This is a genomic window from Ligilactobacillus sp. LYQ139 (genome assembly GCF_045033025.1).
Taxonomy (GTDB): Bacteria; Bacillota; Bacilli; order Lactobacillales; family Lactobacillaceae; genus Ligilactobacillus.
This window is the reverse complement of the sequence record NZ_JBJFZW010000001.1, coordinates 330447-352508: the sequence shown is the minus strand read 5'-3', so window position 1 is coordinate 352508 and position 22062 is coordinate 330447. Positions and strand designations below refer to the sequence as shown.

At 46.6% G+C, this 22062-nt stretch carries 21 protein-coding genes, 1 other RNA gene and 1 other annotated feature; of the genes, 17 read left to right on the top strand and 5 right to left on the bottom strand.

The genetic code is table 11. From position 1 onward, the window contains the following. Positions 1–18: 18 nt before the first annotated feature. From atpD to ACI3E1_RS01670, 12 genes are all read left to right on the top strand, one after another. Positions 19–1422 (top strand): F0F1 ATP synthase subunit beta, encoded by a 1404-nt coding sequence (gene atpD, locus ACI3E1_RS01725; RefSeq protein ID WP_405023955.1) that lies wholly within the window; start codon positions 19–21, stop codon positions 1420–1422. 14 nt (positions 1423–1436) lie between these two features. Continuing rightward, on the top strand, positions 1437–1853 hold the full coding sequence (locus ACI3E1_RS01720; RefSeq protein WP_405023954.1) for a F0F1 ATP synthase subunit epsilon: 417 nt from the start codon (positions 1437–1439) through the stop codon (positions 1851–1853). Positions 1854–2098: 245 nt separating this feature from the next. Beyond that, entirely contained in the window at positions 2099–2329 is a 231-nt protein-coding gene (locus tag ACI3E1_RS01715) for a DUF1146 family protein (RefSeq protein WP_405023953.1), read from the top strand. 35 nt (positions 2330–2364) lie between these two features. Then, on the top strand, positions 2365–3666 hold the full coding sequence (murA, locus tag ACI3E1_RS01710; protein ID WP_405023952.1) for a UDP-N-acetylglucosamine 1-carboxyvinyltransferase: 1302 nt from the start codon (positions 2365–2367) through the stop codon (positions 3664–3666). Between the two features lie 177 nt (positions 3667–3843). Further along, positions 3844–4890, top strand: a complete 1047-nt coding sequence (locus ACI3E1_RS01705) for a rod shape-determining protein (protein ID WP_405023951.1) — start codon at positions 3844–3846, stop codon at positions 4888–4890. Next, entirely contained in the window at positions 4887–5222 is a 336-nt protein-coding gene (gene yidD / locus ACI3E1_RS01700; protein ID WP_405023950.1) for a membrane protein insertion efficiency factor YidD, read from the top strand. The genes ACI3E1_RS01705 and yidD overlap by 4 nt, the downstream gene beginning before the upstream one ends. Continuing rightward, positions 5197–5415, top strand: coding sequence for a DUF2969 domain-containing protein (locus tag ACI3E1_RS01695; RefSeq protein ID WP_405023949.1), 219 nt, complete (start codon positions 5197–5199; stop codon positions 5413–5415). Before yidD ends, ACI3E1_RS01695 begins: the two co-directional genes overlap by 26 nt. Positions 5416–5433: 18 nt before the next feature. After that, entirely contained in the window at positions 5434–6627 is a 1194-nt protein-coding gene (locus tag ACI3E1_RS01690) for an FtsW/RodA/SpoVE family cell cycle protein (RefSeq protein WP_405023948.1), read from the top strand. Positions 6628–6760: 133 nt separating this feature from the next. Then, the gene (locus ACI3E1_RS01685) at positions 6761–7894 is read left to right on the top strand and encodes a D-alanine--D-alanine ligase family protein (RefSeq protein WP_405023947.1); all 1134 of its coding nucleotides are present in this window, start codon (positions 6761–6763) and stop codon (positions 7892–7894) included. Positions 7895–8004: 110 nt separating this feature from the next. Next, positions 8005–9546 (top strand): glycerophosphodiester phosphodiesterase family protein, encoded by a 1542-nt coding sequence (locus ACI3E1_RS01680; protein ID WP_405023946.1) that lies wholly within the window; start codon positions 8005–8007, stop codon positions 9544–9546. A gap of 30 nt (positions 9547–9576) precedes the next feature. Then, positions 9577–10146, top strand: a complete 570-nt coding sequence (locus tag ACI3E1_RS01675) for a DNA-3-methyladenine glycosylase I (protein ID WP_405023945.1) — start codon at positions 9577–9579, stop codon at positions 10144–10146. Between the two features lie 138 nt (positions 10147–10284). Then, positions 10285–11469, top strand: a complete 1185-nt coding sequence (locus ACI3E1_RS01670) for an MFS transporter (RefSeq protein ID WP_405023944.1) — start codon at positions 10285–10287, stop codon at positions 11467–11469. A 58-nt stretch (positions 11470–11527) separates the two neighbouring features. Here the strand turns inward: ACI3E1_RS01670 and ACI3E1_RS01665 are convergent, their stop codons facing one another. The 4 genes from ACI3E1_RS01665 to ACI3E1_RS01650 form a co-directional block, all read right to left on the bottom strand. After that, positions 11528–12052, bottom strand: coding sequence for a universal stress protein (locus ACI3E1_RS01665; RefSeq protein ID WP_405023943.1), 525 nt, complete (start codon positions 12050–12052; stop codon positions 11528–11530). 83 nt (positions 12053–12135) lie between these two features. Next, positions 12136–12426, bottom strand: coding sequence for a hypothetical protein (locus tag ACI3E1_RS01660; RefSeq protein ID WP_405023942.1), 291 nt, complete (start codon positions 12424–12426; stop codon positions 12136–12138). Between the two features lie 69 nt (positions 12427–12495). Continuing rightward, positions 12496–12680, bottom strand: a non-coding RNA gene (gene ssrS / locus ACI3E1_RS01655) — 6S RNA. A 33-nt stretch (positions 12681–12713) separates the two neighbouring features. Continuing rightward, entirely contained in the window at positions 12714–13994 is a 1281-nt protein-coding gene (locus tag ACI3E1_RS01650; protein WP_405023941.1) for a replication-associated recombination protein A, read from the bottom strand. Positions 13995–14077: 83 nt separating this feature from the next. Between ACI3E1_RS01650 and ACI3E1_RS01645 the strand changes: the two genes are divergently transcribed. Together ACI3E1_RS01645 and ACI3E1_RS01640 are read left to right on the top strand one after the other, a co-directional pair. Then, positions 14078–16000, top strand: a complete 1923-nt coding sequence (locus ACI3E1_RS01645) for a hypothetical protein (protein ID WP_405023940.1) — start codon at positions 14078–14080, stop codon at positions 15998–16000. 43 nt (positions 16001–16043) lie between these two features. Further along, a complete protein-coding gene (locus ACI3E1_RS01640; RefSeq protein WP_405023939.1) occupies positions 16044–16310 on the top strand; it encodes a hypothetical protein in 267 nt (88 codons plus the stop codon). A 72-nt stretch (positions 16311–16382) separates the two neighbouring features. Here the strand turns inward: ACI3E1_RS01640 and rpsD are convergent, their stop codons facing one another. Continuing rightward, complete coding sequence (gene rpsD / locus ACI3E1_RS01635) at positions 16383–16991, bottom strand: 30S ribosomal protein S4 (protein ID WP_405023938.1); 609 nt, start codon at positions 16989–16991, stop codon at positions 16383–16385. A 336-nt stretch (positions 16992–17327) separates the two neighbouring features. On the opposite strand from rpsD, the gene ACI3E1_RS01630 reads away from it, so the two are divergent. From ACI3E1_RS01630 to thiI, 3 genes are all read left to right on the top strand, one after another. After that, positions 17328–19106, top strand: coding sequence for a septation ring formation regulator EzrA (locus ACI3E1_RS01630; RefSeq protein WP_405023937.1), 1779 nt, complete (start codon positions 17328–17330; stop codon positions 19104–19106). Positions 19107–19424: 318 nt separating this feature from the next. After that, positions 19425–20573: a cysteine desulfurase family protein gene (locus tag ACI3E1_RS01625; protein WP_405023936.1), complete on the top strand. Its 1149-nt coding sequence runs from the start codon at positions 19425–19427 to the stop codon at positions 20571–20573. A gap of 9 nt (positions 20574–20582) precedes the next feature. Beyond that, a complete protein-coding gene (gene thiI / locus ACI3E1_RS01620) occupies positions 20583–21800 on the top strand; it encodes a tRNA uracil 4-sulfurtransferase ThiI (protein ID WP_405023935.1) in 1218 nt (405 codons plus the stop codon). Positions 21801–21842: 42 nt separating this feature from the next. Continuing rightward, positions 21843–22049: a binding site (T-box leader), on the top strand. Positions 22050–22062: the final 13 nt, after the last annotated feature.

Genomic DNA, 22062 nt, shown 5'->3' with positions numbered 1-22062 from the left:
AAACAGGAGGAATAACGAATGAGTACTGGAACAGTCGTTCAAGTTATCGGTCCTGTTGTTGATGTTCAGTTTCCATTAAATGAAGCATTACCAGAAATTGACAACGCCTTAAAGGTTAAGCGTGAAGATGGTAGCGAATTAGTTATCGAAGTTGCCCTCGAATTGGGTGACGGAATCATGCGGACAATCGCCATGGACGGAACGGACGGTTTGAAGCGTGGCGCGCAGGTTGTTGATACGGGGGCTTCAATTAGCGTTCCTGTTGGAAAGGAAACGCTCGGACGGGTATTTAACGTCCTTGGGGAAACCATTGATAACGGTCCAGAGTTTGGTGAAGATGCACAGCGGAATCCAATCCACCGGAATGCACCTGACTATGATCAATTGAGTACGGGAACTGAAATTCTCGAAACGGGGATTAAGGTTATTGACCTCTTAGCACCATACGTTAAGGGGGGAAAGATTGGTCTGTTCGGTGGTGCCGGTGTTGGTAAAACCGTGCTGATTCAGGAATTAATCCATAACATTGCTCAGGAACACGATGGAATTTCGGTATTTACTGGTGTTGGTGAACGGACCCGTGAAGGGAACGACCTGTACTACGAAATGAAGGAATCCGGTGTTCTCGAGAAGACAGCCATGGTTTTTGGGCAAATGAACGAGCCGCCTGGAGCCCGGATGCGGGTTGCGTTAACCGGGTTAACGATTGCTGAGTATTTCCGGGACGTTGAAGGTCAGGATGTGCTGTTGTTTATCGATAACATTTTCCGGTTCACGCAGGCTGGGTCAGAGGTGTCCGCCCTTCTTGGACGGATTCCGTCAGCCGTTGGGTACCAGCCAACACTAGCCACTGAAATGGGTCAGTTGCAGGAACGGATCACTTCTACGAAGAAGGGGTCAGTTACGTCAATTCAGGCCGTTTACGTGCCTGCTGATGACTATACCGACCCGGCTCCAGCAACGACGTTCGCCCACTTGGACGCAACGACGAACCTGGAGCGGTCATTAACGCAGATTGGGATTTACCCGGCCGTGGACCCGCTCGCATCAACTTCAAGTGCTCTTGCACCTGAAATTGTAGGTGAGGAACATTATCGGGTTGCCACGGAAGTTCAGCATATTCTCCAGCGGTACCGTGAGCTACAGGATATCATCTCGATTCTTGGGATGGATGAGTTGTCTGATGAAGAAAAGGTCATTGTTAACCGGGCCCGGCGGATTCAGTTCTTCTTATCACAGAACTTCCACGTAGCTGAACAGTTTACGGGGGTTCCAGGGTCCTATGTTCCTGTTGAAGAAACCGTTAAGGGCTTTGATGAAATCCTGAAGGGAAAGTACGATGACCTTCCGGAAGATGCGTTCTTATCAGTTGGTCGGATTGAGGAAGTTGTTGAAAAAGCAAAAAAGATGACTAACAATTAAGGAGGGAACGTCTAATGGCTGAACCTGTTTTAACTGTTAACGTCGTAACGCCGGATGGAACGGTCTACAATGACCAGTCCACATTGGTGATTTGCAAAACAACTGGTGGTGAAGTCGGGATTATGCCGAATCATATTCCGTTGCTTGCTTCACTTGCAATCGATGAAATTCGGGTGAAAAAAGGCGAGGATCAGTTTGATGAAATCGCAGTGAGTGGCGGTTTTTGTGAATTTTCTGATAACACCTTAACCGTCTTGGCATCGGCTGCGGAGCGCAAAGAGGATATCGATATCTCACGGGCTGAACAGGCCAAAAAGCGTGCTGAAGAAGCAATCGCTGCCGCAAAGCAGAAACATGATGATGCTGCAATGCGGCGGGCGGAGGTTTCTCTCCGGCGGGCAATTAACCGGTTGAACATTACAAAACATTAAGAAAATTGGTTACCTTCAATGAAGAGGCTAGGGACAATTGCCTGGTCTCTTTTTTGTTATTTCTAAATAAATTGAGAATTAGAAATTACGATTCGTGGTTCGTACGATTTACTATTTGTGATTAGTCCTTTGGGGAAGAAGGTTATTAATTAACCTTATTAAAAAGATTAAAATTACGGGAACATTACATTCTGGTAACGGTTTTTATGCTATGATGAGAGCGAATTTATTTGCGGAGGAAGGCAATGAAACTATACGGTATAATGGCGCTTTTAACCTTAATAAGTCACTTTACGTTTATCGCAGTGACGTTTTATATGCTTCAGGGGTTACGGCTTGACCGTTTCTTTCCCTCTGAGCAGCAGTGGGCAGTACGGTTACTAGTTGTTCTAGGGGCGGTTGCACTGGGATTCACGTGTAGTCAGTTTTTCCTTAGCTTTATTACTAATGTCCGGAATCTTGGTTACTTGTTATAAGACGAATAAAATTAACTTGTGAAAGGATCATTTCAATGGAAAAGATTATTGTTCATGGCGGGCAGCGGCTACAAGGAACAGTTGCTATTGAAGGAGCAAAAAATGCGGTTTTACCGATTTTAGCGGCGGCAATTTTACCGACGGAGGGGCGCACCGTCTTGACAGACGTTCCGATTTTAGCGGATGTGTACACGATGAATAACGTTATTCGGTTTCTCAACGTTCAAGTTGGTTTTGAGGAGCGGGAAAATACGATTACCCTGGATGCAACGGGAAATTTATCGTACGAAGCACCGTTTAAGTACGTATCAAAGATGCGGGCGTCCGTCGTTGTTTTAGGACCGCTTCTTGCCCGGTTAGGTCGGGCTAAGGTGGCAATGCCCGGAGGATGCGCGATTGGTTCTCGGCCAGTTGATCTTCATTTGAAGGGATTGCGAGCACTTGGCGCAACAATCGAGCAACATGACGGTTACATTGAAGCGCAGGCAGACCACCTTAAGGGGGCCCGGATATACCTTGATTTTCCAAGTGTTGGGGCAACCCAAAATATTATGATGGCGGCGGTCTTAGCCGAAGGAACAACGGTAATCCAAAACGTTGCGCGGGAACCGGAAATCGTTGACCTAGCAAATGCCCTTAATAAAATGGGTGCGCGCGTTGTGGGGGCAGGAACGGATACCCTTAAAATTATTGGAGTGGACCACCTTCACGGAACAACATACCAGGTAATGCAAGACCGGATTGAAGCCGGGACTTTTATGACAGCGGCGGCAGTTACGCACGGAGACGTTTTGGTTAAAAATGCGGTAGCAGAACATAATAAACCGTTGATTTCAAAGTTACGGGAAATGGGCGCACAGGTAATGGTTAGCGCGGCGGGCATCCGGGTTGTCGGCCCCCAAGAACTCAAGCCTATTGAAGTAAAGACGTTGCCGCACCCGGGTTTTCCGACGGATATGCAACCGCAAATGACGGTGTTGCAACTCGCTGCTCGGGGGACGAGTGTGTTAACGGAAACGGTTTTTGAAAATCGCTTTATGCACTTGGAAGAACTTCGGCGAATGAACGCTAACTTCAAGGTGGAGGGAGATACCGTTGTGTTGTACGGACCGACTAAGTTTAGTGGGGCCGAGGTGGCTGCGACCGATTTACGGGCAGGAGCGGCGCTGGTAATTGCCGGCCTTGTCGCCGATGGAATTACGCAGGTTACACACTTGGAATACCTTGACCGGGGATATTATCATTTCCATCAGAAATTAGCGGCTCTTGGTGCTGAAATCAAACGGGTTGATGATATTATTCCGGAAAGTGTACGGGTAAAGGCTGAGTCAAAATAGAATAATGGTGAACAGGAAACGAGGATCGTTACGCGAGGGTTTACGGTCGTGGTTTCCTGTTTTTTGAAAAGATGAAATTAGAAAATCGCCGCGAATGAATCGGAGAAATACCTATGATTATGGTATAATCGGGAGGACATGGACGGTGAATTGTCCAATGACGAGGAGGTTAGTAGCATGACTGCTACACGGAGGTTTTTGTTTGGAAAGCGCACAGCGACAAAAAATATTGGTGTTGATTTAGGAACAGCAAATGTCCTAATTAATGTTCAGGGTGAAGGAATTGTCGTGAATGAGCCGGCGGTTGTTGCCGTTGCTGATGATAAGCATAAAGTTGTTGCGGTGGGAAATGAGGCGGCTGCCATGGTGGGACGGACACCCGAAAATATTCGCGCTGTTCGTCCATTAAAGGGCGGTGTCATTGCCGATTTTGATATGGCTGAGGCAATGTTAGCCCATTTTATTAAAAAGCTGAACGTGAAGGGCTTTTTAACGCGGCCCAACATTATGATTTGTTGCCCGACGGATACTACCGACGTTGAGCAAAAGGCGTTAATTCAGGCGGCGGAAAAATCCGGCGGTGGTCAGGTGTTTTTGGAGAAGGAGCCTAAGGCGGCCGCAATTGGTGCGGGGCTGGACATTTTTAAACCCCACGGCAGTATGATTATTGATATTGGTGGGGGGTCAAGCGACATTGCCGTGTTATCACTTGGCGGAATTGTGACGAGCGCATCACTCCGGAAGGCGGGGGATACGTTCAACGCTGATATTGCTGCATACGTTAAGCAACACGATAACCTCTTGATTGGTGAACGGTCAGCTGAGCAGGCTAAGGTTGAAATCGGAACGGTTATTAAAGATCACCGGGACGCTGAATTACAGGTTCGGGGGAGCGATACTGTTGACGGGATGCCCCGGACTATTACATTGACTTCTAACGATGTTGAGGATGCAATCCATGAGACGATGGCGGAAATTGTTGTGGCGGCAAAAAAGGTGATTGCCCACACCCCACCGGAACTTGTTGGAGATATTATTGAGTCAGGGGTTACTTTGACAGGCGGCGGGGCGCAGTTTGATGGGATTGCGGAGTTACTTGCGGATGAATTACGGGTTCCGGTAACCGTCGCGGAAACACCGTTAGATGATGTTGCGGTGGGGACAAGTAAGTTGCTTGCCAAGAAGACAGCGACCACCAAAAGCGAGTCTAGTTCTACGAAATGAAACGTTATTTTTTAGCGGGATTACGGTTTTACCAGCGTTACATTTCGCCTGCATTACCGCCGGCATGCCGGTATTATCCAACTTGTTCGACCTACATGATGAACGCAGTTGAACGGTTCGGTGTTATCCGTGGCGGATTAATGGGAATCGCGCGGTTATTTCGGTGTAATCCTTTTTGTCGTCCTGGTTACGATCCGGTTCCGGATCACTTTTCGCTTCATCGTAACCGGGATGCTCACCTGGATTTATCTGACCTAGACCAATATATGGAGCAAATATCTGATAATGAGGAAAGTGAGGATTATAGTGGCACGCAAGGAAAAAAACATTGAAATTGTTGCGAACGAAAAGATGGATCATGGCACACTTTTAACGGAGTATGTTGTTGGAAAGGATGTTATTGGTCGGGTGTTGCCGGTTGATGGTGCGTTTCAAGCAGAGCTTCCTGACGGGCGGCAGTTTAAGTTACCGAGTGAAGATGAGGCGGTTAATGCCTTGATTCGGGAATACCATCTTCATAACTAGTGAAGGGAGCCGGTTAACGTGAAACAACAACAGTTACGGCGGGAAAACGAAGCCCGGGTTGATTGGGGGATCATTTTGTCCGTTCTCTTATTGGCGGTAATTGGAATGGCGGCCCTTTACGTGGCGGTTAAGCACGATACGAGTACGACAAGTGTCCTCCATGCATTGGTTTCTCAGGCGGTGTGGTACATCATTGGAGTCTTACTTGTAGTTATTGTGATGCGCTTTGATGCCGAACAGCTTTGGAAACTTGCACCCATTGCGTACGGAATTGGAATTACATTACTTGTTCTTTTGCTGGTCTTTTATAGTCGGGCGTATGCGCTTAAGACCGGGGCGAAGAGTTGGTTTGCTCTAGGGCCGCTGACGTTTCAGCCATCGGAAGTGATGAAGCCGGCCTATATTCTAATGCTTGGGCGAGTAATTGCAAAGCATAACTCAGTTTATCCGCAGCATACGCTTGAGAGCGACTGGCGGTTAATCGGGAAGATGTTTTTGTGGACCCTACCGATTATCGTGTTACTGCATTTGCAAAATGATTTCGGGACGACGCTTGTTTTTGCCGCTATTTTCTTTGGAATGGTGCTTGTTTCGGGAATTAGCTGGCGTATCATTGCCCCGGTAGTTGCAATGGTCGCGGCCCTGGGAGTTACGGCAATTTTACTGGTAACTTATGGGCGGGGGATCCTCTTACATCTGGGATTCCAAAATTACCAGTTTCAACGGATAGATGCGTGGTTGCATCCGGCAGCCGGGTCAACCGGGAATAGTTATCAGTTATGGCAGAGTATGAAGGCGATTGGGTCCGGTCAGATTTTTGGGAAGGGCTTTGATGTTTCTACCGTCTACGTCCCTGTCCGGGAATCAGATATGATTTTCTCGGTAATCGGAGAGAACTTCGGTTTTATTGGCGGCTGTGTCCTGATCTTTATTTACTTGTTATTGATTTTCCAAATTTTACAGGTGACCTTTGATACAAAAAACGTGTTTTACGCCTATATTTCAACCGGGGTCGTAATGATGATTTTGTTCCACGTGTTTGAAAATATCGGGATGAGTATTGGCCTCCTTCCGTTAACTGGGATTCCGCTTCCATTTATTAGTCAGGGAGGGTCATCCCTAATTGGGAATATGCTAGGAATTGGAATGGTAATGTCAATGAGGTATCACTACAAGAGTTACATGTTTAGTGACCGGACAACGTTTGATTAATGGAATATAACGGCTGTGACAAGTGACACAGCCTTTTTTTGTCGAGGGAAGATAGTTGTTTCTCGTTGTTTTCGCATGGTAAAATGGGCTTTTAGAAAGAAAGGTTAAAACTAAATTTATAGGGGAAAATGCCATGACAAAAAAATTACACATTGCATTGCTATTTGGCGGGAATTCATCAGAGCACGACGTTTCAAAACGCTCTGCTCATAACATCTATGATGCGCTTGATCGGAATAAGTACGATGTGTCGGTTTTCATGTTTACCAAGGATGGTTTCTTACTCGGAAACGAAGACTCAATGAAAATTTTTAACGGAGCCGATGAAGAAACGGTGGTCGCAGAAGCAACGAAAGGCGTTGATTTTAGTAACCCGCTGGCAAACATTCAAAATCTGTCAGAAGTCCGTGATGTTGATGTTTTCTACCCGGTGATCCATGGAAATATGGGAGAAGATGGGACGGTTCAGGGCCTTTTTCGGCTACTGGATAAGCCGTGGATTGGGAGTGGAATTGCGTCGTCAGCCATTTCCTTTGATAAGGACCTTACCAAGCAGTTGCTAACCTATCACGGGATTCGCAACACGAAGTATGTGGTCATTACGCCAGAAAATAAGGATGAATTGACATATGCAAAGTGTAGTCAAAAACTTGGGCGAATGCTGTTTGTTAAGCCAGCCCGGCAGGGATCTTCTGTGGGGATTCATCGGGTGGATAATGAAACAGCCTTTAACGATGCGGTAGCAGATGCGCTCCAGTATGACTACAAGGTACTAATTGAAGAGTGTATTAAGAACCCCCGCGAAGTAGAATGCTCTGTCTTGGGAAACCAGCACCCGCAGGTTTCTAAGCTAGGAGCGGTCACTGTTCCAGAAGACGACGAGTTCTATGATTATAACAATAAGTTTGTTGATGCTTCTGGGGTAACGTTTACCATGCCGGTTGACTTACCTGCTGACCTGGCAAAGGAAATTCAGAACATGGCGCTTCAGGCTTTTAAGGTGCTCGGGAACCGGGGAATGGCCCGGATGGACTTTCTGGTTGATGAGAACAACGTCCCGTACCTTGGTGAGCCAAATACATTGCCAGGATTTACGAATATTTCGCTATACCCACAGTTGTGGGAGGTTTCTGGAATTAAGTACAGTGCTTTAATTGACCGGCTAATTCAACTGGCCATTGATGAGTATAACGACAACGCGAAACTTCACTACGACTTCATTAAGTTGGGAGAGGAGCACGTTGGCAAGAAGATTTATAGGGAGTAAACTGGAGACAGTTAAGTAACGATGAGACAGTGGTTGTGAATAACACAATCACTGTTTTTGTAACTAGGCTGGGATGCGTGAGCGAACTAGTTTAAAGGGGTGCTAGTCAAGTGAATGAACGGCAAAAAACAATGTTGTTAAGAATTGTTCTGGGATGGGGAGCTTTCCCGGGACTATTGTTTTTAATGAAGCAAACAGGATGGGGGATTCTTTCGGTAATTATCGGCGCCCCCGTTATTACCGCCATGATATTGGCCCCCAATAGGCAGTTTTCTTTGCGAGCTTTTGGACGAATAATTAGCGCTTGGGTGTTACTTGCGTTGTGGCTTCTTCCGTTTGGGGGGATTCGGTTACTCCTAGCGTGGTGTGCACACCTTGTTTTATCCGGCCAGGTTGTTACCTGGGTGGTGCTTCACCGGCGGAATATCGGGTTTATGGGCGGAGTCCTTTATATTGGCTGGTGGTTGGGGATGGCTCGGTTGGTACCTGCGTTTTTTATCGGCGTTCATGGGGCCGTGCACCCGTTTAAAGCAGCCTGGCAGAATAGCCGGGGAAGGTATTGGCGGCAGCTGGGAATAATGGTAGGAAGCGGGATGTTTTTTGTTATTGCCAAGCAGGTTGTCTTTCAGGGAGCAGTGTTAATCCACCAGTTATTTCCGGCAAACGTGGTGGTGGCAACGTTGCTCATGATTGGTGGGCAACTGCTCGTTTTGGGTTTGTTTTGGGCATGGATGTTCTGGCTTTTTGAGGTTAATGGGGGAACCCAGGTTTTCGCGACACTTAGACGTCAAACACGGTGGGGCGGTTGGTCATGGCTCGGGTTAATGCTCATGGTTGGCGGCTGGAGTGGAATTGGTCTGCAAACTGCCCGGATTCTTGATCAACCGCTTAGGTCACCCGTCAAGGTGATTGCGCATAAAGGGATGAGTGACGGGGCTGGGCGTCCTAATTCGATGCAGGCGTTAGTGACGACCAGCCAGCGAGTGCATCCGGCCTTGAGTGAGTGTGATGTTCAGGAGACCAGGGACCACCGGTTTGTCATAAACCATGATTCGACCGTTACTGTGTACGGAAAACGGGTTGCTATTCGTAGTCTTTCATTGGCTCAGGCCAAACGAATCAGGGTAACCGATGACGGGGAAACAAGTTATTTGAATGGTGCGGGGGCATACATTAAAGCGGCGCGAAAAGCTCATCAACCCCTTTTAATTGAGATTAAGCCGGCTCCCCACGCACAGGCAGTCGTCCGGTCGTTTCTTCGTGATTACCAGTCCGGGTTACCAGCTGGTTCTCAATTTCATTCGCTTGACGGTGCAATGATTACAACTTTGGCCAAACAGGCTCCCCACATTAAACGGGCGTTAATCTTGCCGTTTGTCTTATGTGGTTTTCCGCGGGGAAAAATCCAACAGTGTTCGCTGGATTATCATACCTTAACGCCGGTTGCATTGCGGATCTTACATGCACGGCACGTTGCGGTGTGGGGGTGGACGGTTAATCATCAACGGATTGCCATGCAGTTAATTGCTGAGGGATGCGACGGGGTGATTACTGATCGGCCTGAAATGGTGCGGCGGGTAATCCGTGATTTGCATTCGCCAGCGGTCCGGATTACAGCCCGGATGCAAGTGATGTTACAAGAATGCGATTAAATGGCGTAGTTATAAGGTAGGGGTGATGAAATGCCAAAGTGTACATGGGCAGGAATTAATGAACTGGTGCGGGAGTACCATGACCGTGAATGGGGGCGTCCCGTTCATAATGATGACCGGTTATTCGAAATGTTGAGCTTAGAAATTTTTCAAGCTGGGCTACGGTGGACACTAATTTTACAGCGGCGTAATGCGTTACGGGAGGCGTTTGCGCGGTTTAGGATTACGGAAGTTGCCCAGTACGATGAAGAAATGATTAAGCGGTTAATTGCGGACGCCCGAATTATTCGAAATAAGCGAAAAATCACGGCAGTGGTGCAGAACGCGCGGGCAATCGTCACACTCCATGAAAATGACATGTCATTTGATGAATTTGTGTGGCAGCATAAGTCCCCGGTGGTTAATCATTGGCAAACAAGTGACGAGGTGCCACAAGCTCCGGCTGCCGCGAAAGCTTTGGCCCACCGGTTAAAACAGGCAGGGTTTATGTTTGTGGGACCAGTGGTTTGTTATTCGTTTATGCAGGCAGTAGGGATTGTGAATGATCATCTAATGGGTTGTCCTGCAAGGGATAAATATGATGGGAAGAAACGTGATTGATGAGGGGCACGTTTTTTGGCAATATTATTATTATGGTAGAATAGCACGCTTAATATTACTCATTTCATTCACATTATAATCTAATTTTGCTATAATCGGATCAAAATAGGATTCCTAGTAGGTTGTGGGGGAATGTTAATGAGTAACAAGTTACGGCTAGTAAATGATAATCGCGCCATTTATCTCGGTAGTCTTTTTATTTATAATTTGGCACGTGTCTTACCCCATGCAGTATTAACGGTGATTTTATTAAATAAAGGGATGACCGTTGCCAAAATCGCAATTATTCAGAGTTTCTTCATGTTGGCAGCAATTATTTTTGATTTACCTTCAGGATTTTTAACAGATTTATGGTCTGAGAAGCTTACGTATGAGGTATCTTTGATTCTAATTACGGTATCTTATATGCTCACAATGGTTTCATCTTCATTTATTGTACTGTGCTGCTCGTGGTTTATTTATGGGATAAGTTCAGCGACAATAAATGGGTCATTAGATGCCTATTTTATTAGGCGTGCAAATGGTGATAATGAACAAATTAAGCACGTAAACGTTTTAATTAATCATACAACGTTATATAGTGGGTTGATTGGCGGGGGCGTTGGATCATTTATCTATCAGTTTATGAATATTAGGATGTATTGGCTTTCGTTAATTTTACTAGTCGTTGCGTTTGGACTAATTGTGGGTGGGTTTCATCCGCAGAGAAATGAAAACGATGGCCACAGCGTACGCCCGTCATGGCGGAACGTACTGAGTGATTTTAAAATGTTACTTGGACGTCGTCGGATTTTATGTGTGATTGGATTATGTAGCGTTTATCAAATCGTGGCACAGTTATTTTTTCAATTTTGGCAAATTAATTTTTTAAAGCAACACTTTTCAAAGGCGTATTTTGGGATTTTTTACGTTGTTTTTCAGGTAATTGCAATTATTAGTAATCATTGGTTTAGTCACTGTGATTTTAGTCAGGCCTTAACAAAGTTGGTTATTCTGTTGGGGGGAGGGTTTCTCTTAGCCATAATGGCTCCAAGCAAATATATTTTTTTACTTTTAGTTATTTGCTTTTTGTTTCCATTTAATATTTATAATAGTCAACTAATGGTAAACATGCAGCAGGAGGTCACGGCGAATGTAATGTCATCAATGATGTCGCTAACGGAAACCTGTGCCAGCGGGATTTCAATTTTAACTTTGTGGATTGTCGGGTTACTTGACCAGCACCTTCCATTTTTACAGGTTGAAGGGGTATTGGTGTTTGTTTATATTATTAGTTCGTGTTGGTTGATTTGGCTTTATCAGGGAAAACGGTATTATTCATAGTAAAATAAAACGTCAGCGATATACGCCGACGTTTTATTGTTTATAAGTTGATTTTTAGTTAAAACGCACCTTTATTTGTAGCTTCCCGCTCCCGTTGGATTTTCCGTCGTTCCGCTTCCGTAGTGAAGTGGTTATTAGTATCCGTCCTTACAACGAGAACGTCACACGGTGCTGTCCGGGTAACGTGTTCTGTTACCGAACCAATTAAGAGCCGCTCAACTGCGTTTAACCCGGTTGCCCCGATAATAATCAGGTCAATACCTTCATCTTCCGGGAGCTCCTTAGCAATTACCGCTTTAGGGGCACCGTACTCAACGGAGTAGTCAACATTGCTAAAACCGTTCTTTTTAGCATCGTCAACGTACTCCTGCATGGTCTGTTTAGCGGTATCGGTCACCTGCTCGACCATTGCAGTATCGAAACTAGAGATGTTTTGAAATGCCCGTGTATCAACGACATGGACCAGGTGAATCCGGGCCCCATCGCCGTTCCGCTTGGCAACTGCGACCGCCTTCTTGAAGGCCAATTCTGCTTCGTACGATCCGTCAACGGGAACTAAAATATTCTTGTAGTTTTGTAACATTGGAATCACCCTTTCATCATCTTTACACCTTTATTCTACGTTATCAGTTCCAAAAATGAAAGGGTTTCACCACGTTAATCGATTTATTTTGTTGTATATGCCCAGCCAATAACGGAAAGACCCGTTACTCCGATGGCGTCCAGTACAAGCATAACGGCTACAAGTAACTTACTGGTGGTGAAAACGACTACTAGGGTGGCGCCCGCTAGGATAACCAACAGTAGTCCCCAAACCGTAAGGAGAATGCGAAGTCCATGGTTGTTTTCAGGGTGGAGAACAAGGAGTTGACGGTTACGGTGAGTAAGAACGTAACCTCCAAGAAGCAGGACGATGATTGCAAGGAGAATCAATAAGAATTTAACTATTCCGGTCAATGGTAATCCCCCATTCATTAAACGGTACGTAAATCAAGTAAAAAGAAGGGGGATTGCGTAAGCGCAATCCCCTAGTCCGGTAGTGCCGTTAATCGTCCACGTAGTTGAACCCGCGTCAACGCAGGATGAACCCATAATCTGCCTTCTGGCGTCCGGACAACCGGCTTGTCATCCGACCAGAGCTCCGGGTTCCATATGATAAAAGTGTTCGGTCAACCTTACATTAAAGGACAATGCGTACACCTCAGAAACAACGTAATGGTACCACGTTTAGCTCAAACAGACAACTACCGGGAATGACGCTTACGGGCTGCCTTGAGTCGCCGGAGTTGGGTAGCAAGAGCCTGTTCGTACCGTCCGTTTTCCTTGGGGTGGTAATATTCCCGGTTTTTCAGGGTAGCGGGGAGGTAGTCCTGTTTGACCCAGTCATGCGGGTAGTCGTGCGGATACTTATACGTTACCCCGCGTCCTAACTGATCAGCTCCTTGGTAGTGGCTATCACGGAGATGATCAGGGACATTGCCAGCATTGCCGGCATGAATATCTCTAAGCGCCGCGTCAATGGCGGTAATACCGCTATTTGACTTGGGAGAAAGGGCGAGTTCAATAACCGCATCAGCGAGTGGAATCCGGGCTTCGGGAAGACCTACCTGTTCGGCGGCCTTAATTGCCGCAATGGTATGGGCTGCTGCTGCTGGATTTGCTAACCCAATGTCCTCGTATGCAATAACTGCAAGCCGGCGCTCAATGCTTGGAAGGTCGCCGGCGTCAACTAAGCGGGCAAGGTAGTGAATGGCAGCATCTGGGTCCGATCCCCGAATTGACTTTTGGAAGGCTGAAAGCACATCGTAATGTGCGTCACTGTCCTTATCGGCCACTAACCCCTTGTGTTGGAGACATTCTTGCATGATTGCGCGGGTTAGGTGAATGGTTCCATCAGGCGCGGGAGTAGTTGATTTAACTCCGAGTTCCAAGGCGTTAAGGACGCTGCGAAGGTCCCCATAGGTGGCCGTTATCAGGAGTTTTCTGGCGGTGGGATCAAGATTAATCTGATAGTTTCCGAGTCCGTTTTCCTTATCGGAGAGTGCCCGGTCAAGGGCCGTGGCAATATCGGCGGCGGTTAGGGGTTTAACCTCGAAAATTTGAACCCGGCTCCGGATAGCGGGGTTAATGGTAATATAGGGATTTTCCGTTGTTGCCCCAATGAGGATAATTTGACCGTTTTCGAGGTGTGGTAGTAAAAAATCCTGCTTGGGGTTAGTCAACCGGTGAATTTCGTCAAGCATTAAAATAACCGTCCCGCTCATTTTAGCCTCAGCGACGACTTGTTCGAGGGCCTTTTTTGAATCGGTTACGGCGTTAAGTTTCCGGAAAGCGTATTTTGTTGTTCCGGCCAAGGCGCTGGCAATGCTCGTTTTTCCCGTTCCCGGCGGGCCGTATAGAATCATTGATGAAAGCATCTTTGCCTTGACCATGCGGTTGAGGATTTTCCCGGGGCCGACAAGGTGCTGTTGCCCAACGATTTGATCGAGTGAAGTTGGCCGCATCCGGTACGCCAATGGTTTCATGGATTACTCCTCCAATCTAATTAGTTTCCCCTTAAGAATAGCACACATTCTTTCTTCGGTTTGCTGAGGGAGTAAATGGTATAATGGCTGCAATAATGATCCGGGAGGAATGGCACGTGGCGTTAGATGAAATTGGGAAGCAAATAGTTGATAACGGCCTGTTAATGGTTTTGAAAAACATACGGTGGCAGGTTCAACGGCACCTTGTTGTTTGCGATCGTGCGGGGAATCCGGTTAAAGAGAATCCGTTTGTTTCCGGGGAGACGCTTCGGGTGAACGGACCGAAATTAACGGCGATAACGTATCCAACAATTGGGATTGATGCCGGGATCACCGCTGTAAGACGCCAAACAGCACTGCTTCAACAGGAGTTAGCCCAGCAGAGATTATTGCTATTGCCAGATCAGAAAAAAAATAAAGGGGGGACCGTCCGGCTAATGCTTCCGGAAACCTTTTTAACGGAGCTATACGAACGGGGATTTCAGTCCATGGAATTGGATTACGGGGTGTTCCGGGACCAAATTTATATGAAACTTGCCCAGGGTCTTGCCCTTCACCGAGTTGTTTTATCCCAACAGTGGGGTCAGGAATCGGAGAACTGGCAACTTCCGGATTATCGTACGCCAGCGCGGTACGTTCAAAGTGCTGTTTCCGGGAAGATGCCGGTTATCTTACAGGGTGCTACGCAAAACCAAGGAATTAGTCTGTTGGAGTTACCAGGATGGAGGTTAACCTCCAAGTACCCGGAAATGATTGCACCGATGATGCTTCGTACCTTAGCGATGGTGACAGGATATGTTCTGCTTACTCCTGGAGTTCCGCCAGCCGAATGGGATAATGTTGCCTGTAAAGTGCAAGAAACTGCGGTTTCTCCGGCACAATGTATCCGGTTGTGGACAGCTATCGAACGGTTTGCGCTTAAGTACGGGCTAGTTGACTGGCAGGGGCTTTGTCGCCAACTGTTAGCGTCGGCAGCACCAGTAGCTGATGACGAGTGGTCTCCTAAAGTGGGCGCGCAGCTGCAGCAGCAGGCGGATGATTTGGCCGCGACGCTTGATAGCAATTCACAGTCATTGGCCGGAGCCGCTCTCCGGCAAGGGGTGGCTTGGCAAGTTGTTGATGCTTCCGCAGGTCTTTTACGGATAAACGGGCGGTTAGTGAAAAACGGGGTAATTACCCAAAAGAACCAGGCGGTTGGGGTTGCTTTGAGTTCGGATAAGGATGCCGTAAAGCGGCTGGTTGCCCGGCAAGCTGTTCCGGTTTTGAACGGATGGGTGGTTACTAACCGGCATGCTGCCCAAGAACTGTACCCGTATATCCAGGGGCGAGCGTTAACCGTTAAGGCTGCCCAAACAGCAGTGATGAACACTACTGTTTTTCGGTTAGCTCCCCGGCAAGATGAATTTATGACGGCCATAAACCGGATCCTGGTAACGGGACATGTGGCATACGTTGAAGAGGTTTTGCCTGGTTCGTGTTACCGGGCGTTGGTCATAAACGATCAAATTTGTAGTTTAGTTGAACGGATTCCTGCTAACGTAGTAGGGGATGGGCACCGCACAATTCAGGAACTGGTAAGGGTTACTAATCAGCGATATCCTGATCGGGTTCCTTTGCATCTGGGAAAACTTGAGCGAGAAACTTTGATTCGGCAAGGATTGGGGCCAACAAGTGTTCCGTCCCGGGGAACGCAGGTCTTTCTCCGGTTTGATGCAACGAATGGGACGGGCTTTCAAACCCGCGAAGTTGGTTCTAGTGTGGATGAATCCTACCAGCGAATAATCGTTCAGACGCTAAATGCGGTGGGATTACATGATGGTGGGGTGGATGTGATTATCCCGAATATCTACCAGCCATACACGCAGAAACCGGGGCAGTTTGCTTTTTTAGGGATTCATTCAACGCCCCAGTACGGGATGCATGAACGGGTTCTTCTTCAGCCAACTCCCCAGGATATTGCGGGTAAAGTGTTAGCCATTTTATGTAAGTCAAAATCGTCGCGTTAAGCCGAAGGAAAAGCGTACAATGGAAGTGAAGGGATGAGAGGCAATGAAGGAAACAACGCGAACAACGGCAAAAATGATGATTACTAAGCGGGTGAAAACCAGCAAAAGTTTCCATATTACGTTAACAACGTGGAAACGAGACCGACGGATTGAAATTATCGCAAATAACGGTGCGTTTGTTTTTCGAGAAAATGGTTATGACCGGCTTAATAAGAAGGGATTAAATCAGCAAAAGGTCCTTACACTTCTTGATAAGCAAATGAACGTAGAGTTTCCCCGGAGTCACCGGTTGTTCATTGGGATTAAGTAAATAATCCTCCATAGTACACAAAAACAGGAATGCGTCAAGTAGCGCATTCCTGTTTTTGTGATCGAATCCGAATTACAGCTTGTTGTAGTATTCAACAACGAGTGATTCGTCGATATCCATATCAAGTTCATCCCGCTCAGGAAGTCGTACCAGGGAACCTTCCATCTTGTTCTCATCGAACGTAACGAATGGTGCCCGGCCAACAACTGCCTCAAGGGCATCCTTAACGATTTGCAGGTTCTTGGACCGCTCACGTAAGGAGATCACTTGGCCTGGTTGAACTTCGTATGATGGAATGTCAACCCGCTTACCATCAACCGTAATGTGGCCGTGGTTTACAAGTTGCCGTGCTTGTCGCCGGGTAGTTGCTAATCCCAGCCGGTAAACAACGTTATCAAGCCGTTGTTCAAGCAAAATCATGAAGTTGTCACCATGCTTTCCTTCGCGGATTTTACCGGCCTTCTTAAAGAGGTTGGCAAATTGCCGCTCGGTCAAGCCATACATCATCCGTAGCTTTTGTTTTTCTTGCAGCTGCATGCCGTATTCGGACAGTTTCCGCCGGTTGTTTTGACCGTGCTGTCCTGGGGCGTATGGCCGCCGTGACAATTCTTTCCCGGTACCCGAAAGGGAAATTCCTAGGCGCCGTGAAACTTTCCAACTTGGACCTGTGTAACGTGACATAAGGTAATTCCTCCAATAAAAGTTTTTTGGAGTAAAATAACGAATGTGAACTTAGTATTCGTGCAGTTCGTTTTGACCGTTCACCCTTGCAGCTGGGTTACTTGTAATACTGTTGCCAGCAACGAACTGGGGACGTGTTTACCGTCCACTGCTGCATTATTTTACACGAGTCCCAGTTTACCAAGAATAGATGGCGAAATCAAGGTAATTAATTGGGGCTTTATGCGTAAAAAAAGAAGTGAATATGGTATAATTAAGGCTGGATTTTTACCGGAAATTTGTAATTTAATTATAATAATGGTAATTAATTAATGTGATGAAAAGGACGGGATCGTGATGGCATTATTCTTCGTGGCAATTATTATTATCGCCGTGGGTATTTATCTGGGAATTTTGTATTTCCAACAGTCCTACGCCGATCAAATTGCACGGGACAAGGGAAACCTACAGCAAATTGAAGAAGTTAATCTCGATAAAGAATTAGCGGCGATCAATCGGCTTAACTTAACGGGGGAAAGTCTCGCCGAGTTTGAAAAACTCGATCAGAATTACCGGGAATTAAAGGCGAAAACTATTCCGGAATTAACTGATAGTATTGAGCGAGCTAAGCAGTATAATTCACAGTATCAGTTTATTAAAACCCGGAATGAAATGCATAACTATGAGCAGCAATCAAGCACTGCCATTAACAAGATTCGCGCCACTAAGGAACAGCTAACAGAGATTCAACAAAGTGCTGATGAACACGCGAAGGCAATTGAACAGTTACGGACTAAGTTTAAGGAAATGCATAAGGTATTATTGGCCGATAATGCTGAGTATGGCGAAGCGGCAACTCCCCTTGAAGAACGGTTAGCTGATGCGGAGAAGGAATTTGATGATTTCACCGCCGTTTCGACGAGTGGAGACTTAGTTACTTCAGGGAAAACACTGGCTGAACTGCGGAAGAAGATGGCTTCCCTAGAGGAGTTAATGGAAAAAATTCCGCCGCTTCAGGAAAATCTTGTGCATGCTTTTCCGGAACAACTGGATGAAATTGAAGAAAATTTCAGTAACTTTACCGCGAATAATTATGCATTCAGCGGTGATTTTCCGCAATTGTTGAAGGAAATTCGTGATAACCGACGGGATAGTTTAACTGACCTGAAGAAGCTTAACATTACAAATGTTGAAGGCTATGACAAAAAGATCAGCAAGGCAATTGATCATGCCTATGATCTACTCGAACAGGAATACCAAGCCCGGCAACGTGTTGAAAAACAACAAAAGACCCTAAGTGAGTTCATTGCGCATGCTGTTAAGCAGGAACATGATCTATTAATTGAGCTTGACCGGATTCGGCAAAATTACGAATTAACACATAGTGAACAAGAAAACGCCCAGGAGCTTGATAAGAAACTTAAGATAATTCAGAAAGATTACGATGAGTCGTTGAAACAGTCAAGCAACGGACCGGTTCTGTACAGTGCAATTCAAAAACAGCAGGAACGGATGAAGGAGCAACTGACGGCAATTGAACGGCGGCAAAAAGCAATTCGTGATGGAGTTACGCATCTGTGGGATGAGGAAAAGGTTGCACAACAGGCGGTGTCAGCATTTGACGTCCAGATTCATAATATGCGGCGTGATGTTGAGCGGCTTAACCTTCCAGGGTTGAAAGATGAGTACCTAAATTTCTTCTTTAATGTGAGCGATAAAATTGAACAGTTGGATCATTCCCTCAATCGGCTCCAGGTTAACATGGATCAGATTAGTACCATGGTTCAGGATACTGCTGCTGACCTGACTGTTCTGGGAAATAAAACCAAGAAGATTATTGAAAGTTCGATTCTGACAGAGCAACTGCTTCAGTACGCTAACCGGTATCGGAATCAAAACGAGGCCGTGGCGCAGGCATATGAGAAAGCGACTGCTCAATTTGAGCAGCAGTATGATTATGCGCGGGCGTTGGATACCATTGCAACAGCGCTCGGCAATGTTGCGCCGGGAATTTATAAACAGCTCTTAGCGGAATACCGGCGGACAAATCGGGTTGAGTACCAAATCCCGGATGTTCAGTTAACACCGCCGGCTGTTGATGACGACGAATTGGCTGAGAAAGATCAACCAAATTAATAGAAATACATGGTTAGTACGGGGAGACTGTGACATAAGTTGCAGTCTCTTTGCTATTTCCAACTAATCCAGTATCAAAATAAACGAATTCCAGTGAAAGTGAACCAGTCGCTGAATTTATTCTTTATGTTCTGGTTGGTTCGTTATATCCCATAGCCGCCACGTCCGTTTTCGTTGTGTGAGTCTCCCTTTTTAAACCATTATTTGTGAAGAAACGAAGAGTGCGGAGAGTTCTTTGCTGTGATAGAATAGAGCGTGATTTCCACGTTATAAGATAGCGGTTTACCACAATAAATAAATTTAATGAGAGGAGTAGCCATGATTTATTTTGATAACAGTGCAACAACAAAGGTTGCCCCGGAAGTGCTGGCGACGTATGACAAGGTTAGTCAGCAGGTTTGGGGCAATCCATCGTCGCTAAACGCGCTTGGAATGCAGGCGCATAATCTTCTTGAACAGGCCCGACATCAGATTGCGGATCTTCTGGGAGTAGCTGATCATGAAATTTTCTTTACGAGTGGTGGCTCTGAAGGTGATAATTGGGTGATTAAGGGAACGGCAATGGCAAAGTACATGCATGGTAAACATCTGATTACTTCAAGCGTTGAACACCCTGCTGTTTTAAGTACGATGGCACAATTGGAGCGGTTGGGGTTTGACGTGACCTACTTGCCGGTTGATCATCAGGGGCGGGTTCGGCCGGCTGATCTGAAAGCAGCGCTGCGGTCAGATACAATTCTTGTTTCAATAATGGCAGTGAATAATGAAGTAGGTGCAATTGAGCCAATTAACGAATTAGCAGCTGTCTTGCGCGCTTACCCGAAAGTTCACTTTCATGTCGACGCGGTGCAAGCGCTTGGGAAGGGCGTTCAATCCCTTTTTATGAACGACCGGGTTGACTTTGTTAGCTTCTCTGGGCATAAATTCCACGCTCCCCGGGGAGTGGGGTTTGTATACAAAAAGAGCGGACGAAAGTTAGAACCTTTAATTACTGGTGGCGGTCAAGAAAAGAACCAGCGGAGTAGCACCGAAAATTTACCGGCAATTGTGGGAATGGCTCGTGCAATGCGGCTGCTCCTCGAACATGAAGACGAAAACGTTCAACAGGAACAACGTGTGCGGCAGGCTATTTTTGACCACATTAGTTCTAAGGAAAAGGTCCACGTTTTTTCGGCAATGGGGTCAACGTTTGCTCCCCATATCTTAACGTTTGCAATTGAAGGGGTGCGCGGCGAAACTGTGGTGCATGCTTTTGAGCACGAAGGAATCTATTTATCGACAACGAGTGCCTGTTCCTCTAAGGACAGTGCAGGTTCTGGCACTCTCAGTGCGATGGGGGTTGCTCCGGAACTAGTGACTGGAGTCGTGCGAATAAGTTTGGATGGGTCCAATACACTTGAAGAAGCCCACCAGTTTAACGCTGTTTTTGACCGGCTTTACGAACGGTTTAAGATGATTAATTCATAGGAGGATGCTATGCAGTACACCGAAATTATGGTGCGGTATGGGGAACTTTCAACGAAGGGTAAGAACCGGCAAAGTTTTATCGACCGGTTAGCCCATAATACCCGGCAAGCACTGCGGGATTTTCCGCGTCTTGAAATCAAAGCGCACCGGGATAGGATGCACATTAAACTTAACGGAACAGATTCAAAGGCAGTTACCGCACGGCTTGATCGGATTTTCGGGATACAAAATTACTCACCAACCGTGCGGGTTGAAAAGGAATTTGCTGCCGCTAAGCAGGCGGCGATTGCACTGGTTAAAGAACTGTTTGAACCCGGAATGACGTTTAAAGTTAACACCCGGCGGGCCGACCATAAGTTTAAGTATGACACCAACCAGATGAATGATTTACTAGGGGGAGCAATTCTTGAAGCGTTTCCGGGAATTAAGGTGCAAATGAAGGACCCAGAGATTCTTATTCGTGTTGAGGTTCGGATTGATGGAATCTATCTTTCATTGGGGAAAATTAAGGCTGCCGGTGGAATGCCAGTAGGCACTGCCGGAAAGGGAATGATGATGCTTTCAGGGGGGATTGATTCACCAGTGGCCGCCTACCTTGCGATGAAGCGGGGGGTGGAGGTTGAAATGGTTCACTTCTTCAGTCCACCGTACACGAGTGAGCAGGCCTTAAATAAAGCGAAGGAATTAACGGCGAAGTTAACGCCATATACTGGGACAATTAAGTTTATCGAAGTGCCGTTCACTGAGATTCAAGAAACAATTAAACACAATCTGCCATCTGGTTACCTGATGACCGTTCAGCGGCGGTTTATGCTTCGATTGACGGAAAGAATTGCCGAGCAACGGCACGGGTTAGCCATTTTTAACGGGGAAGCGCTTGGACAGGTAGCTTCCCAGACGCTTGAAAGTATGGCTGCAATTAACGACGTGACAACGATGCCGGTAATTCGACCGGTGGTCTCGTTGGACAAAACGGAAATTATTGCGTTAGCTCAGAAAATTGGAACGTTTGATCTTTCGATTCAACCATTTGAAGATTGCTGCACGATTTTTGCTCCGCCGGCTCCTAAGACTAAACCCCGGATTGAGCGGGCCCGCGAATACGAACAGCGGCTTGACGTGGACGGGCTGATTGACCGGGCCCTTGCCGGGACAAAGATTAGTGCCATTCATGTAGGAGAACAATTTCTTAATCAGCAGCAGGAAGAGTTTGCTGATCTATTGTAGCTTGACAATTAGGGAATTTTCGCTAAAATGGTGGGGTAATAAGGAAAAGCGATGACCAAGAGGCGGCTACCGGTCTTCCGGTACAGCGAGGAACGCATGGTGTGATGTTCTCCGGGAGGTAGCCGTGTAGCTTGTGGAAGCTGTTGGGTTGAATTAGTAGGCCTAACCGGAATGATCAACCGTTAATGAATGATTAAAGTGGGGGATGTTCCCCAATTTAGGTGGTACCGCGGCGTAGTCGTCCTATGATGGATGGCTGCGT